The 14,889-nt window shown below is 34.2% G+C and carries 18 protein-coding genes and 1 tRNA gene; 14 read left to right on the forward strand and 5 right to left on the reverse strand.

The genetic code is table 11. From position 1 onward, the window contains the following. Window positions 1-5: 5 nt before the first annotated feature. From F0460_RS13280 to F0460_RS13300, 5 genes are read left to right on the forward strand one after another with little or no spacing between them, the layout of a single operon-like run. On the forward strand, window positions 6-458 hold the full coding sequence (locus F0460_RS13280) for a hypothetical protein (RefSeq protein ID WP_150014037.1): 453 nt from the start codon (window positions 6-8) through the stop codon (window positions 456-458). Then, on the forward strand, window positions 455-790 hold the full coding sequence (locus F0460_RS13285) for a hypothetical protein (RefSeq protein ID WP_150014039.1): 336 nt from the start codon (window positions 455-457) through the stop codon (window positions 788-790). The genes F0460_RS13280 and F0460_RS13285 overlap by 4 nt, the downstream gene beginning before the upstream one ends. Next, window positions 787-1,197: an N-acetylmuramoyl-L-alanine amidase gene (locus F0460_RS13290; protein ID WP_150014041.1), complete on the forward strand. Its 411-nt coding sequence runs from the start codon at window positions 787-789 to the stop codon at window positions 1,195-1,197. Before F0460_RS13285 ends, F0460_RS13290 begins: the two co-directional genes overlap by 4 nt. Before the next feature lies 1 nt (window position 1,198). Then, window positions 1,199-1,759: a hypothetical protein gene (locus tag F0460_RS13295; RefSeq protein WP_150014043.1), complete on the forward strand. Its 561-nt coding sequence runs from the start codon at window positions 1,199-1,201 to the stop codon at window positions 1,757-1,759. Continuing rightward, window positions 1,746-2,084, forward strand: a complete 339-nt coding sequence (locus F0460_RS13300; protein WP_150014045.1) for a hypothetical protein — start codon at window positions 1,746-1,748, stop codon at window positions 2,082-2,084. The genes F0460_RS13295 and F0460_RS13300 overlap by 14 nt, the downstream gene beginning before the upstream one ends. Window positions 2,085-2,142: 58 nt before the next feature. Here the strand turns inward: F0460_RS13300 and F0460_RS13305 are convergent, their stop codons facing one another. Beyond that, window positions 2,143-2,601, reverse strand: coding sequence for a hypothetical protein (locus tag F0460_RS13305; protein ID WP_150014047.1), 459 nt, complete (start codon window positions 2,599-2,601; stop codon window positions 2,143-2,145). A gap of 42 nt (window positions 2,602-2,643) precedes the next feature. On the opposite strand from F0460_RS13305, the gene F0460_RS13310 reads away from it, so the two are divergent. Genes F0460_RS13310 through F0460_RS13320 form a run of 3 tightly spaced genes read left to right on the forward strand, consistent with a single transcriptional unit; the run spans window position 2,644 to window position 4,986 of the window. Further along, window positions 2,644-3,897, forward strand: coding sequence for a Y-family DNA polymerase (locus F0460_RS13310; protein ID WP_150014049.1), 1,254 nt, complete (start codon window positions 2,644-2,646; stop codon window positions 3,895-3,897). A gap of 4 nt (window positions 3,898-3,901) precedes the next feature. Further along, complete coding sequence (locus F0460_RS13315) at window positions 3,902-4,366, forward strand: LexA family protein (protein ID WP_223810820.1); 465 nt, start codon at window positions 3,902-3,904, stop codon at window positions 4,364-4,366. Between the two features lie 2 nt (window positions 4,367-4,368). Continuing rightward, on the forward strand, window positions 4,369-4,986 hold the full coding sequence (locus tag F0460_RS13320) for an SOS response-associated peptidase (RefSeq protein WP_150014051.1): 618 nt from the start codon (window positions 4,369-4,371) through the stop codon (window positions 4,984-4,986). Here F0460_RS13320 and F0460_RS13325 read toward each other — a convergent pair. After that, entirely contained in the window at window positions 4,958-5,350 is a 393-nt protein-coding gene (locus F0460_RS13325) for a hypothetical protein (protein ID WP_150014053.1), read from the reverse strand. The two genes, F0460_RS13320 and F0460_RS13325, sit on opposite strands and share 29 nt — an antisense overlap. Before the next feature lie 87 nt (window positions 5,351-5,437). On the opposite strand from F0460_RS13325, the gene F0460_RS13330 reads away from it, so the two are divergent. The 6 genes from F0460_RS13330 to F0460_RS13355 all read left to right on the forward strand — a co-directional run bounded on the left by F0460_RS13330 (window position 5,438) and on the right by F0460_RS13355 (window position 12,953). Continuing rightward, window positions 5,438-6,163 carry a hypothetical protein gene (locus F0460_RS13330; protein ID WP_150014055.1) on the forward strand — a complete coding sequence of 242 codons (726 nt, stop codon included), beginning with the start codon at window positions 5,438-5,440 and terminating at the stop codon, window positions 6,161-6,163. Then, window positions 6,148-6,639: a hypothetical protein gene (locus tag F0460_RS13335; RefSeq protein ID WP_150014057.1), complete on the forward strand. Its 492-nt coding sequence runs from the start codon at window positions 6,148-6,150 to the stop codon at window positions 6,637-6,639. The genes F0460_RS13330 and F0460_RS13335 overlap by 16 nt, the downstream gene beginning before the upstream one ends. An 83-nt stretch (window positions 6,640-6,722) precedes the next feature. Beyond that, complete coding sequence (locus F0460_RS13340) at window positions 6,723-7,076, forward strand: hypothetical protein (protein ID WP_150014059.1); 354 nt, start codon at window positions 6,723-6,725, stop codon at window positions 7,074-7,076. Between the two features lie 3 nt (window positions 7,077-7,079). After that, the gene (locus F0460_RS13345; protein ID WP_150014061.1) at window positions 7,080-10,025 is read left to right on the forward strand and encodes a phage tail tape measure protein; all 2,946 of its coding nucleotides are present in this window, start codon (window positions 7,080-7,082) and stop codon (window positions 10,023-10,025) included. A gap of 1 nt (window position 10,026) precedes the next feature. Next, complete coding sequence (locus F0460_RS13350; protein WP_150014063.1) at window positions 10,027-11,058, forward strand: hypothetical protein; 1,032 nt, start codon at window positions 10,027-10,029, stop codon at window positions 11,056-11,058. After that, window positions 11,058-12,953 (forward strand): hypothetical protein, encoded by a 1,896-nt coding sequence (locus F0460_RS13355; protein ID WP_150014065.1) that lies wholly within the window; start codon window positions 11,058-11,060, stop codon window positions 12,951-12,953. The genes F0460_RS13350 and F0460_RS13355 overlap by 1 nt, the downstream gene beginning before the upstream one ends. A 10-nt stretch (window positions 12,954-12,963) precedes the next feature. Here F0460_RS13355 and F0460_RS13360 read toward each other — a convergent pair whose 3' ends face one another. From F0460_RS13360 to F0460_RS13370, 3 genes are all read right to left on the reverse strand, one after another. Beyond that, on the reverse strand, window positions 12,964-14,190 hold the full coding sequence (locus tag F0460_RS13360; RefSeq protein WP_190304157.1) for a site-specific integrase: 1,227 nt from the start codon (window positions 14,188-14,190) through the stop codon (window positions 12,964-12,966). Window positions 14,191-14,282: 92 nt separating this feature from the next. Then, window positions 14,283-14,355 (reverse strand) — tRNA-Arg (locus F0460_RS13365). Between the two features lie 7 nt (window positions 14,356-14,362). After that, on the reverse strand, window positions 14,363-14,812 hold the full coding sequence (locus tag F0460_RS13370; RefSeq protein ID WP_150014069.1) for a GatB/YqeY domain-containing protein: 450 nt from the start codon (window positions 14,810-14,812) through the stop codon (window positions 14,363-14,365). Window positions 14,813-14,889: the final 77 nt, after the last annotated feature.

Genomic DNA, 14,889 nt, shown 5'->3' on the forward strand with positions numbered 1-14,889 from the left:
AAAACGTGGAAGATAAAATAACACTAATAGATAAAGGCATAAAGCTTTTTTTAAGCGCATATCAAGTGCTTTTTAGGGTAACCAAAACAAGGCTGGGTAGTGGGTTCGTTGGTTTTTTTCTTGCTGCAAGTTTGGCTGTTTTAATTTGGATATACTTTATAAAAGATGGTATGCAAGAATTAAAAAACGAGAATACAAGTTTAAAAGCCGAAAACAATGATTCAAAAGCATCATTAAAACTATGTGAAACCGAAAAAGCTAATGTTAGGGAAATTGTCCGTAATGAACTGAAAGATGAAGTGAGGGCTGAAATGAAAGAACAAATGGATGTAACATTTCAGTACATGCAGAAAGCCCAGGAACATTTGATAAATGGAAACGTAAAAAAATCAAAAGATATTCAACAATTAGAAGAAGAAATTCAACTACTGGAAAAAAGAAAGGAGGCAATGCGATGAAAAAATTATTTATTCTGGTACCCATCTTATTTTTTGGGTTAAAACCATATCAGCAACCAATCAGCAATAAACAAGCTACAGACAGTTTAACACCATTTCAAAAGGACACTCTTGTATTATCGATCATAAATACAGAAACGGAAATACAGGCAAATATTTCGCAGCAATTGGATAACAGAAAACAACAATTGCAAAATGAAAAATACCGATTACTCAATGAGATAAAAAGAATTCAACAGCGCAAAAAAGAACAAAGAAGAAAGCACCAGGAAAAAAGAGAATTAGAAGAAATGATTAAATATTTAGAGAAATACGAAAACAGAGGATTATGAGAACAATTAAATACATTGCGGTGCACTGCACCGCTACAAAGCAAAGCGCAACAATAGAAGCAATCCGAAATTATTGGAAGCGCAATTTAGGTTGGAAACAACCAGGTTATCACATTATTGTAAAACCTAACGGCGATCATGAACGATTGGCATTGGACGAAACGGTTTGCAATGGTGTAAAAGGCTATAACACCGAATCAATACACGTTAGTTACATTGGCGGTATAGACGATAACGGAAAAGCGTTAGACAACCGGACCGATGCGCAAAAAAGAACATTGCTGCAAATTATTTGCGGATTAAAAGCAAAGTATCCGGGTGCGGTTATTCAAGGGCATAAAGATTTTCCAAATGTTGCGAAAGATTGCCCGAGTTTTAATGCTAAAGAAGAATATAAACATTTGTAAAATGAAAAATCTAATTTTATTATTTATGATCGTTTTCCTGACGTCGGGAATATGTTCTTGTAGATCAAAAAAAAGCACGACTGATTTTAAACATACCGAAACCGAAAATGTTTCTATTGTCGACAATTCAACTGTTGAAAAAAAAGAAACGATTATGGTAAACAACCAAGAAACAAAAACCGAAGTTGTTACCGATAAATCATTCTTTGAAGCGTGGATGAGTTTTGAAAGTGATAAAATTACTATTACAGATAATCAAGGAAACAAAACCGAAATTACCAACCCACGGATCAATAAAAAATCATCACAGACAAACGATGTTTCAAAATCCGATCAAACGGACATCAAACAAGAAAAGTCTGCTGTATCCGAAGAAAACCAACAAAATAATGTTGCTGTATCAAATAACCGTCAAATAAAAACTGAACTGCAGAAAAAAGATGCAAGTAAAGGTAAAGAGCCGGTTTGGTTGTATGTCGTTGGGGCGGTTGTGCTTGGTGGTTTGGCTTATGGAATTTTAAAAAAGTTTAATTTAATAAAGTTTAAAAATGAGATTAATTAGTGTAGAAGAATTTAAAAAAGAAAATAAAGACCTTTTAAAAAAGTGGTCTAAGATGAGCAAAGAAGAGTTGCTTGAAGAAATTGTAAAAGAAAGCACTGATGCTATGAATATGTGCGAAAGGGTACAATTATTCATGGTTGAATGTACCGACATGAGTAAGACAAATTATACTTTAGATGTTATTAAAACTCTTATTTCAGAAAAAAAAGAAAGAGAAATTGCTGACTGGTGTTCGATGACTGTCGAAGATTCTGAAGGTGACGATCAATATATATTATCTGAAGTAAAGGAAAAAGCTAAGGAGGGGATGTGGTCAGAAAATTAATTTAAAGAAAGGAGAAATATCTATTAAGCGATGCAGAAATGTATCGCTTTTTTTTGTTTTAAAACTTATATTTTAGGGAATGGTCTAAAATCATATCTGTCAATTTACTTTTAATATAAATTGCATCCGGTTTTTCTAAAAATCCTAATGGTGCATAATCGATATATCTTTTTTGGAAGTTTTCAAACATTTCTTTACTGAAAACATACTTCAATTCTTTCCTCCGGTTGTTCAAATAAAGATCCAAATCTTCGTAGGACGACATTGTCGGTGAATATGCAAAAGATAAAAGTTCGGGCACGCCTTCCAAAAACCAAATTAAAAGTTCGTTGCTTTCATCTTCCAATGGCGTAAAAAAATAATCATCAACACTGTAGTTTACAATAAAATCCGTTTTGAACCTCTCGTTGAAGTCTGTTAAATTTTTAGAAATTATATTCATGTTGGACCAGTGCTCTGGCTCAATTTCTATATCAAAATCTAATTCGATGCAAACGACATTTTTAAACGTTCTCATATTTTAACTTTAACGCATTGTCCAATTTAATAATTTTGTATCATGTATGCGCTTGTAGATTGCAATAATTTTTATGCAAGTTGTGAAAGAATTTTTAAACCACAACTTCGAAATGTGCCCATCGTTGTATTAAGTAACAACGACGGTTGTGTTATAGCGCGTAGTAATGAAGCTAAAGAATTAGGTATTCCAATGGGTGCGCCTGCTTTTGAATATCGAACTATTTTCAAAGAAAAAGGTGTTCAGGTTTTTTCGTCGAACTATGCTTTGTATGGCGACATGAGCAATCGTGTAACTATTATTTTGAAACGCTACACACCGGAGATTGAAGTCTATTCAATTGATGAATCATTTTTAAAACTGAAGGGTTTTGAAAAGTACAATCTAACAGAGTATTGTTTAAAAATTAGAGAAGAAGTATTGCAAAGCACATTGATACCAACATGCGTTGGTGTTGCGCCTACTAAAGCTTTAGCCAAAGTAGCAAATCGTATTGCTAAGAAGTTTCCACAATTCAAAGGTGTTTATGTTATCGATACCGATGAAAAAAGAATCAAAGCTTTAAAGTGGTTGGATATTGAAGATGTTTGGGGAATTGGCCGCCAATTCGCGAAGAAACTAAAAGCAAGAGGTGTAAACAAAGCATATCAGTTTACCCAGTTGCCAAATGAATATGTAAGAAAGGAATTTTCAGTTGTAGGTTTGCGATTGAAAAAAGAACTTGAAGGATTATCTGTTTTAGATTTGGAAGAAGTAGCAAACAAAAAGAACATTGCAACAACGCGGTCATTTGATAAAACATACGGTGAGAAATCCTATCTTGAAGAAAGGATATCTACGTTCGCGGCAACATGTGCTGAAAAGTTGAGAAATCAAAAAAGTACATGCAATATTGTAACAGTTTTCATTTATACAAACCCTTTCAATGAAAACAACCAACAGTATTACAAATCGATCAATGTTACAATACCATACGGAACCAATTCAAGTATCGAATTGTCAAAGTATGCGAAAAAAGGCTTAGATTTAATATTTAAAGATGGCTATCAGTACAAAAAAGCTGGTGTAATTGTTGGAGGTATTGCGCCCGAAAACGAAAAGCAGTTCAATATGTTCGAAGATGAACCGGTGCAACACCGCAAAGCGATGAACGTGATTGACAAATTAAATTTTAAATACGGTACCAAAAAATTAAAGTTGGGTTCTCAGGCTTTAGATAAAACTTGGAAAATGCGCCAGGATCTATTAAGCCCGAATTATACAACAATGTGGGATGATGTTTTAGAAGTAGGATAATAATATGATAAAGTTTATTAAAGCTCCGGTATTTGGTAAAGAATTGGAGAATATTCCGGTTAATGGAGAAGGACAAAAATATTTGGTTAAATATTTAGGTGGTGTTCAGGCGGGGTTTCCATCGCCGGCAGAAGATTTTCTGGCCGATACAATGAGTTTGGATGAAAGATATCTTTCTAAAAAGGAAAGTACATTTATCAATAAAGTAAAATCGTTGTCGATGTTCCCAGAATATCAGATCGGGGATTTCATTATTCTACGCTCTGATTATGAACCACAGCATGAAGATGATGTTGTAGTTTCAATCAATAATTCAGAATATACATTGAAACGTTTCGACAAAGCTAAAAACATGTTGATTGCTTTGAATACAGAATATTCCAATAGCGTAAAAATTGATGATGGTGATGAAGTGATAATTTTGGGTGTGGTTGATGCGCTTGTGCGCGAAAAGAAAAAAAGGAGGTAGGTATGTGTTTTTTTTATGGCGTTAGCAAAAGCAATAAGCAGATTGAAAAAGCTTTTAAAGCGAAGTTCGATCAAGATGGTTTTCAGCCTGTAGTGGAAGCAAACGGTTTCGCGCATCCGTTTATGCCGATAATTGTAGATCAACGACCGGATATCATTACCGGTGCAAATTGGGGATTGCTGCCAACCTGGGCAAAAGATACTACGTTTCAAAAAAACACGCTTAACGCACGAATCGAAACATTAGAAGAAAAACCTTCTTTTAGGAATTCGATCAATAACCGGTGTTTGATTCCGGCATCGCATTTTTTTGAATGGCATTGGAACGATGACAAAGGAAAGGTAAAACAGAAATACCAGATAAGTGTTGCAAATGAAGAACTGTTTGCTTTTGCAGGATTGTATTCTGTTTGGAATAATCCGCAGACTGGTGTTCCTATGATTACTTACACGATACTAACAACAGAAGCCAACGAACTAATGGCAGAAATACACAACAACAAAAAAAGAATGCCCGTTGTTTTGAACAGCGAGCATCATGACCTTTGGTTAAAAGGTGAGAATATTAAAACTTTTGCTTTTCCTTACGAAGTTAATCTAATGGCCAATCCAGTTCTTTAACTTTTTCCACTAGATCCTGATAACTTAAATTTTCTTTGTAGTGAACATCGATGCGCTTTTCGCCATCAATAATTATTGCAAAGCTTTCCGGATTAACGGTGTTGTCAATCTCATATACGAATTCTGTTGATAGTTCATCATCCAAAACATTGAAAGGTTCATATTCAAAAACATAATCAAATTCACCTTCTGTGTGAATGTTTATTATCAGTTCTGCAAATCTGCAACATTCATCTAGTGCAATGTTGTGGTAAAAGAATTGAGTTGCGGTAATTTCAACCATGTATTCAAACTCCAAAGGAATATCGATCCATGTACTAAAAACAAATTCCAATACGTTGCTAATGTATTCATGTAATTTCATAACAGCTATTTTAATTTAAAATTACAAAAATTTACTGTCCTTTTTTACAACTTCCAAAAAATGCAACTTTGAATAAATTTCAAAGCTATGGATGTAACTATAGATATTAATATTCCCGATACATGGAACCTGTTAACCGATGATCAGTTAAAACGAATTGCCAAAGCCCAAAACCTTAAAGGTGATTTATTTGATTTGGCGGTGTGGTTGATACTCAATAACGCACACAAATACAACTTCGTTAAAAAGCATAAACTAAAAGCTGTTTTACAATTGGTGCCATTAAGCGAATTAAAAACACATTATAAATTTATTTATGAAGATGTTAAGCGTGAAAAGTTTATCGATCTGGTTGGCTACAAGAAACCATTAGATAGATTGTTTGATTTCAGCATTGAACGTTTCAGTTACGCCGATGGACTTTTTAATAAATTTTTGGAAACAAACGATTACAACTACCTACAACATTTAACGGCGGTACTTTATCTCAAGAAAAACGAGGTTTTTAATTGGGATTTACAAAACCAACGTGCCAAACGTTTTAAACGTTTGCCAAAACACATCTTAATTGCCGTGCATCTTTGTTATTCAGGATGCAAAAATCATCTGGTTAAAAAGTATCCAAAGGTTTATCCAAAGGTTATATCGCAACAAAAAAAGTCAAACGGTAACCACTCGTTTTTAGATGTTGTTTTGTCAATGTCCGGGCAAAAGTTTGGTACCTACAACGAAACCAAAGCCACACGCCTGCATACGTTTATGAGTGAATTTACCAACACTATAATTACACAAGAAAAATGGAAAGAAAAATAGATCCTGATAAAATATTACAGCTTCACGAAACAATTGCCAATAGACATAAAGGCATCAACGGTTTTTACCGATTTAACCTAAAAGAAATTGAGGGGCAGTTTAGAAAAGGAGTTAAAACCCCTGCATTACTCTTGCTTTCACATAGCAGTGCATTAAATACAAATGCAAATAAAACAGCTAATTTTAATACGCACTTTGTAAGCCTGCTTATTATTGATTTTGCGGGTAAACCCAACGATTTTACAAAAGAAAACATCGTACTCAATGAAACATACTATCTGGCATTAGATGTTGTTAGTTATTTAAAAAAAGAACATGCAGATGAAACCAGTTTTTTATATTCTTTGTTTGAAATAAGCAGTGTAAGCATTGAAAAAGTAGGTCCAATCTTCGATAATATGTTTGGTTGGAATTTAATTTTCTCTTTAAAAAACCAAGAACCTTTCTGCTTTGAACCCGACAAATGGGAAGATTAATATAAACCGCCAAATATGGCGGTTTTTTCATGTCCTTTTTTACGCTTTTTTCCAAACCTAACTTCGTTTAAAATATCATTGATATGAGCGAACGCGAAATAGCACAGCAGGCAGTTAACAAACTTCAAAACGCCGTAAACCACAATATTACCCGAATGTTTGATCCTAGCGGTAAAGCAGGCGGTATGCGGTTGAATACAACAGTAAAACCACGATTCAATAAAGGGCAAATGGTACGCTTAAGCGTTGTTGGTCCTAAACATTTATACGTTCAAAATTACGGCTTCGAAGGTGTTAAGAAAAACGGCATTAATATGCGTTTGGAACAAACAGATGTTGTAAACAACGCTATTGAAAGCAGCAATGTTGTTGAGTTTTTGGCACAGGCAATTGGCGAAGCACGTGCTGATGAAGTGATCATACAATTTAAAGGTTAGACAATGTCAAAAGCAGTAGTACGGAATATAAACATTAACATTAACGGCAAAGAAGTCGTTAACAGTTTAAACGGTATCACCAAAGGTTTACGGGAAACGAATCGTGATTTACGCAACCTTAATAAATCTGATGCTGATTATACCGAACAATTAAAAAAACATCAAGATCGAATAGTCGAACTTAAAGCGAAGCAAAAAGAATTTACAGCGGAAATATACAGTACAAGTAAAGCTTTAAAAGACAGTAAAAAAGATTTAGATGCAGGTGCTTTTTCTTACCAAAATTTTGTTAATGCTTTAACAAGTGGTGATATACAAGGCGTAAAAGAAGAATATGAATTATTAAGAAACGGTATATCAAATGTTACAAAGCAATTACTTGCTTTTATTGCCACACCAATAGGTGCGGCTTTAACATTGCTTACAGGTATAGTTGTAGTTACAAAGTACTGGTACGATTACAATGTTGAAATGGAAAAGGCTACTAGGTTAATGCAGCAATTTACCAGTTTAACAGGTGAAGCTTTAGAAATGGCAACGGTTCGCACCAAGGCTTTTGCAGAAGTAGCTAACGAGGATTTGAAAAAGGTTGCAAATACTGTTAATGCTGTAGCAAAAGCTTACAAAATTGATTATTTATCGGCTTTAGAGTTAGTAGAAAATGGATACGTTCGTGGTGGTAAAGCTGCAGATGATTTTTTTGATAACGCTAGTGAATATGTTGTACATTTTAAAAACGCTGGTTATACTGCAAAAGAATTCTTTTCCATTTTAGAAGAAGGTGCTAAATCGGGTACCTATAAAGATAAGTTGGTAGATACCATTAAGGAAATGGATATTCGTTTAAAGGAAATGACTAAATCCGCTTCCGATGCATTAACTGCTGCTTTTGGTTCGGGTTTTACAACAAAATTGGCAAACGGTGTAAAAACTGGTACAATATCTACAAAAGAAGCTTTAATTCTGATAAATAAGGAAGCCGATAAGGTTGGATTGAATTTTCAGCAGAAACAGCAATTGGTTGCGGATGTTTTTGGATCAATGGGTGAAGATGCGGGTGGTTTTGAAGCTGTAATAAAAGCTATAAACGATGGTTTGGAAAAAACCGATCGAAAGTTAACGGATGTAGAAGCCGCACAACTACGTGTAATTAAAGCTACCGAAGAATTAGATATCCAAATATCAAAGCTTTTTAATACTACTGGCGGCGGATTTGAAACTTTAATTGCCGATACAAAAGTTTGGGTTTTAAACTGGCTAGCAAAAATGGTTCGTGGTTTCCATAACCTAACAATTTTAGCAGGTGCTTTCAATGGCACCGTAGCAACTATTATTATTACCATTCAAGAAGCTAGTAAAGCATTTTTGGGGTTTAGTGAAGTTGGTAAAAAAGCATGGGATTTAGATTTCGGCGGTGCGGCTGATGCTTTTAAAAAACATTTTAACAATGTAAGTAATATTATTAAAGCCGGTAAGGAAACAGTAAAACAAGTATTAAGTGAAGCTGGTAAAGAAATTCAATCAAACTATTATACTGGTACAATCAACGGTTGGGGAAGTGATGACTTTGGAAATGAAGACGGTAAAGGTAATGGCGGTAAAGGAGGTAACAAAGTAGATAAAAAAGCAGAAGAAAAAGCCAAGCGTGAGCGTGAGAAAGCAATTGAAGCCGAAAAGAAAAAGCACGAAGCATTAAAAGCACTATTCGATAAAGCTGAAGAAGAAATCGATGAGATTTTAAGACAAAGTTTAGAACAACGAGAACTTTTAAGATTAAAAGGTTTAGAACGTGAAGAAGCAGCTATTACAAATAAGTATGCCAATGAAATAAAAAAACAGCAGGAAAACATTGCAGCAATGAAGGCTGTTGATGTCAAGAAAACTGCCGAAGAAATTGCAAAAATTCAGGCGCATACTGATCGATTAAAAGAATTAGAAGCCACCCGCGATGCTGAATTAGAAGCTGCCCGTGCTCAGCGTTCGGAAGAATATCGTTTACAGGCCGAAGAATTGGCTGAAGAAAATCGAATTTCAAAAGAAGAACAGGAATACGAGCGTAGAGCCGAAGCAGCGACAACCGAAGAAGAACGTCAATTTATCTTATTAGAAAAAGCGCGTGAAATATCATTGCTAGAAATTGATATTGAGCGTGAAAAGGAACTGGCAAAAGTAGAAGCGGTTGAAGGTGCAGAAGAATTAAAAAATCAGATCCGCCAAAAATATGCATACCAGGAACAAAAAGTTCGTGCCGATTTTGACAAAGCCGAAAGAACTTTACGTTCTAACCAGGTTGATTGGACGCGCTTAACGGAAGAACAAAAACTAAATTCCGTAAAAGGAGCATTAAACAGTGCGGCCGAAGCTTTTAATGAAGGTTCGGGTGCGTGGAAAGCTACCAAGATTGCAGAAACCGTAATTACAACCTATCAATCTGCTACCAATGCTTTTAACTCACTTTCGGGAATTCCAATTGTTGGTCCTGCGTTGGGTGCAGCTGCTGCTGCTTTAGCTGTTGTTTCTGGTATTAAAAATGTTCAGAAAATCAGTAGTACGCCATTACAGAAAATGCCAACACATTATCATGGTGGACCTACTGGAAACAAGGGCATAGGTATGAGTGATGAATATGGCCAGTTAACAGGTATGGTACACGCAAATGAGTGGGTTGCGCCTGCATTTATGGCTCAAAGCCCCCGTTATGCGCCAATAATTGACTGGTTAGACAATGAACGCCAAATGCAGTTAAACGGTGTTTCGGGTTCAGTCGCCAATCCGTTTTTTGATAATCCTGTTTTTTCAATGTTGACAGGGACTTTAATGCAGCTAAACGGAAATTTAGAAAACGGTATTGTTGCTAAAAGCTTCTTTGGTTATGAAGAATTGGAAAAAATGGACAAACTTCTAAAGGAACTACAACAAACAAAAAATAACGCAATAATTTCAGAATAATATGCCTACGATAACAGCCCCAACACAAAACCGTGTTTTAAACGATGCCAACATCACCGAAATTATAGTTGAAGATACAACCGTTTACAGCCATTATCAGGCAAATATCTTTATAGATAATGAATTATTTGATAGCGTTGTAATGCCCAAAATAAGCAATCAACAAATGGTACTTACTTTTGAAAATTTACTGTTAAAATATATTTCATTGTCAGAAGTTCAAAATGTATTTATTCAAAGATTTGCATTAATAAGAGATTTAAAAATTACAATTGCACGTTATGCTGTTGGTAGTTCTATAGGGTTCATTCAGTATACGTTGAACTACAAATTAAAATACAGTGTTTTGCCAACGGTAGAAAAATACGAAGACAAACAATTGGCGTGGATTGCGGTTGATGCCGATGTTTTATTAGTACAGCCTAATACCACTATACAACTACCTTTTTTTATTAACGATCCAGATTTAATAATAACCGCCGAAGCTGTAAAGGAAAATGGTACGGTTATAACATCACAAGCAACAACAGGATCTATTTCTGCAACAAAAACATTGCTGCTTACTTTACCTGTTAATGTTCCCGATGATGTTGATGCTTATTTTTTTAGAATTAAAGCATACAACTTTGTAATTGAGAAAAAAATACGTGTGGTTAGAAATGGTTTTTACAAGCCAAAAAGAATCCGTTTTTACAACCGTTTCGGGATGCCTGTTCTGGTAGAACTGTTTGGTAAATTGTCTACGAAAGATGAGCAAACATATTTTAAGTACCAAAACGAAATGGGTTATTACAACACCGCCGAAATTCAAACAGATACGCAGGTATCAATCGATACCGGACATCTGTTAGATAGCGAAAATGCAATTGTAAACCAGATTGCATCATCTTTAAAAGTGGAAATCGAAATTAATGGTGTTTTTATTCCGTGCGTTGCTACGTTGAAAACAATACCTGTTATTAATGAAAACGAATTTATAAACAGTGCCGTGCTGACTTTTGAATTTAATAAATCACCAAAAATTAAAAACTAATGATCAAGATTTTTAAAGCAGGTGTTGAAATCGAAGTGTATAAAGAAACGCTTACAATCAACCGTGATAATAAGTTTTTAGATAACGATTTTAAAATTCAGGCAAACAGCTACCCTTTTATGATCGTTGAAAATGAAAGTGCACGAAAAGCGTTAGGTTCTCGTTTACCAACATCTACATTTCGGGACACTTTTCACAAAGTACAGGTTTTAACACCAGAAGGAACCTTTGAGGGTGAATTGCAAATTTTGGGTTACTTAAAAAATGCTCGTAAATGCAATCTACGATTTTATTCGCCTATCTATAATTTAAGAGATAAGAAGATATCTGAATTTTTACCTGAAAGGGTTAATACCGTTCTAGGAACGTCAAATCCACCGACCTACAATTACGAAGAAAAACGTACAACCTTAATACCTTTGATGCACATTGACAAATGGAAAACGTATGCTGCAAATCAATTAAAAAAAGGGTTTCCGGAAGTGTTGTTTAATTTTCCTGATTATTCTTTTCCCAATAAATTTGGAGAAGATTTAAAAGAAGATGACGATTGGTTTAAATTTCGCGGTGGTATAAACCGTGTTTACTATGATGGCGGTGTTCGATACATGACGGTAAACAGCTATTACACTTTTGGCGGTGAACTGCATTACGATAACCACACAGTAAACAGCCCGCAGGTATACTTACTTGCACCATTAAAACGAGCTGTTGAAAGTTTAGGGTATAAGGTAAAAGGCAATTTTTACGAAAACGATTTTATAAAACGTTTACTTTTTTACAGTGAAAACAATAATTTGTGCGAAATTGAACTGAATTCACTGAAAATGAACATTCCTTACATTGCAGGTGGTTGGCAAATGCTTGGTATAGGTATGAGTTTAAAGCAGATCCTTTTTCAATTGCCAGTTGGTAGGCGTTATAAAGTAGAAATAGAGTTAAAAAACCTTTCAACAATTCCTGTAAAAGCACAGGTTAATGTTGCTGGTGTTGGCGGTAATGTTGAAGTGCAGATATTTGAAAACCCGCCGTTAAACGAAATTGAAACATACAGTGCAGAATTTGTACCGCCTTATACGGGTACAACTGACGCCAATGTTGCCATTACATTTATAAAACAAAGTTGGATTAATTCCGAAACAATACAGTTTAATTCAATTAAAATTTCAGAAATAGCCGAAGAAAAAGGCTATTTAACGCACCCGATTATAAATCTACAGCGTTACGTACCTGAATGGTCTTTTATCGATTACATAAATGAGTTAAAGAAATTGTTTAATCTTCAGATCACACCGAACGATCACGATAAAACTATTTCGTTTGATTTTTTCAATGATAAATTTGTTCAGAAAACAGGGGTTAAAATTGATTCTGTTTACATTGATGAATTTGAAACACACGAATTCGATTCTTTAATGTTGAAATATGATAATGAAGAAGATGATAATGTTTTTGTTACAAAAAGCAATATCACAGTAGCCAAAAACAAACTGCAAGAACATACCAAAGAAGTTACGAGTAAATTTAAATTTATGCCGGTAACATCTAACGGTTTGATTTTGACCGAAGCAATTGAAGATAAAGGTGGTGTAGGTTTGGTTATTTACAATCATTCAAATGCAACAACATCGGCACCTGCGCAAAATTACCAAGGTTATGATTTGACTTTGAAAAACATATACGAAAGAAACTATCAGCTGTCCTTTAGAAATTATCTTTCAAGCGGTGTTTTTCCTGCGGATGCTTTTTTATCAAACAAACAAATCAAGGATATCACGACAGAAGATTTTGTTTTTATAGACAACAAACGTTATTATGTAAATACCATGAGTTATAAAGAAACGCCTAACGGAAGCTACCAGACAAAATTCGAACTGTTACTTATGATGTATTAAAAAAACCGACTTAATTGTCGGTTTCTTCTTTAGTTTTTGGTTTAAAAATATTATCCAATAAAAATATTTCTTCGTTTAGATCTTCTTCAACAATATGTACGTATCCCATTGTTTCCCGAATAGAAGAATGCCCCATTAAATGTTGTAATACTTCAACCCTGCCATTTTGTTTTAAAAAATTGGTAGCGAAACTATGGCGTGCCATGTGAAAATGTATTTGTTTTGGTATTTTACACATTATAGCAATTTCTTTCAACTTTCTGTTTATAGTTTGATCTGGGTAATGTGCCTTAAATAAAAACCCGTGGTCTAATATTATTTTGGCGGTTTCTGAAAGTTTGATTTTGTGAATTTTCTTTGTTTTTTTTGCTGTAAATTTTACCAAAAAACCTTCAATAATATTTAAATCTGATAATGATTGAATATCTGAAATCCGAAGACCTGTAAGGCATGAAAAAAGAAATTTGGCTAAAATTATCCTATATATTTCGGTGATATACTCACTGTTGTAGAAGTTCCATAAGTTTATTATTTCATCATCATTTAGATAGCCGATTTCGGCTTTTACTTTTTTATGTGGAATGTCACAGAATTTAATAGGAACGGAAATCCCTTCCATTTGTGCGCGTTTAATATATTTTCGGAGGTATTTAGTAATATTGAAAATTGTGTTTTGACAGTTGCCGCGTTTTGATTTCATAAAATAAAGCAATTCATTTATTAGATTTATAGATAAATCTTTAAAAAGAATTATATTTTTAAAACCCTTAACTTTTGCTAATATCCCTTTTGATAGGCGTGTAGTACTTGCTGCTAAATGTTTACTGTCAATTTCAATTTGTTCTTCCCAGTATTTTATAAAATCCAATCGGGAAGAAGGATTTTGCAATTCGTTTTGAAGAATATCTAACGTTAAGTTTGTATCGCTTAAACGATACAAAATTTCAATCTGTACAACATCAGAAATCGTTTTTTCAATTATAAGATTTAAGTCTTTACTTCCTTTAAAAGATTTTTTTACACGTCTGTTTACGCTATCAAAAGCACTTTTCGGAATATAAAGGTCTAAATTGATTCGCTTTCTTTCTCCGTTTAAAAATAGTTGTAGATAAAGTGCCGATGTTTCATCGTTTTTCACATAGTCGTGAATAATCACTTTATATGTCAACTTCCCATTTGCTTTTGTTGGTATGTTTTTTGGGAAGTGAATAGGGGGTATATCAGTTTTTTTAGACATTGTTTTTTTTAAAGGGAAACCCATAAACCCTTATAGAACCTAACGTTTAGATTTTTCTTTTTAAAAAATCTAAACGTATATTTAGGTGTTTGTGTCCTCGACAGGATTCGAACCTGCATCATCAGAACCGGAATCTAACATTCTATCCAATTGAACTACGAAGACATTATTGTTATGCCGTTAATAGCTTTTTAACAATGGTAGAAATTGTCTTTCCGTCTGCAGTTCCTGCTAATTTAGTATTTGCCAAGCCCATTACCTGCCCCATAGACTGCATTCCTGAAAAGTTTCCTTCTGCAATAATTTCTTTAATTGCTGCTTCTACATCAGCTTCTGATAATTGTGCCGGTAAAAACTGCTCTATAACTGCTGCTTGTGCCAATTCTGGTTCAGCCAAATCGTTTCTTTGTTGTTCAAGAAAAATAGCTGCTGCATCTTTACGTTGCTTTACTAATTTCTGTAATAATTTAATTTCATCGGCTTCTGTTAATTCTGTAGCAGATCCAGATGTTTGTGCCAATAATAATTCCGATTTAATTGCTCTTAAAGATTCTAAAGCTACTTGGTCTTTCGCTTTCATTGCTTCTTTTAAAGCTGCTGTTATATTTGTTTGTAAACTCATTTTTATAAATTTTAAGAGTAGCAAATATAACTAAAAAACCTCAAAAAGAATTGGTCTTTTTGAGGTTAAGGTAAATA

The organism is Paenimyroides baculatum (assembly GCF_008629655.1).
GTDB lineage: Bacteria > Bacteroidota > Bacteroidia > Flavobacteriales > Flavobacteriaceae > Flavobacterium > Flavobacterium baculatum.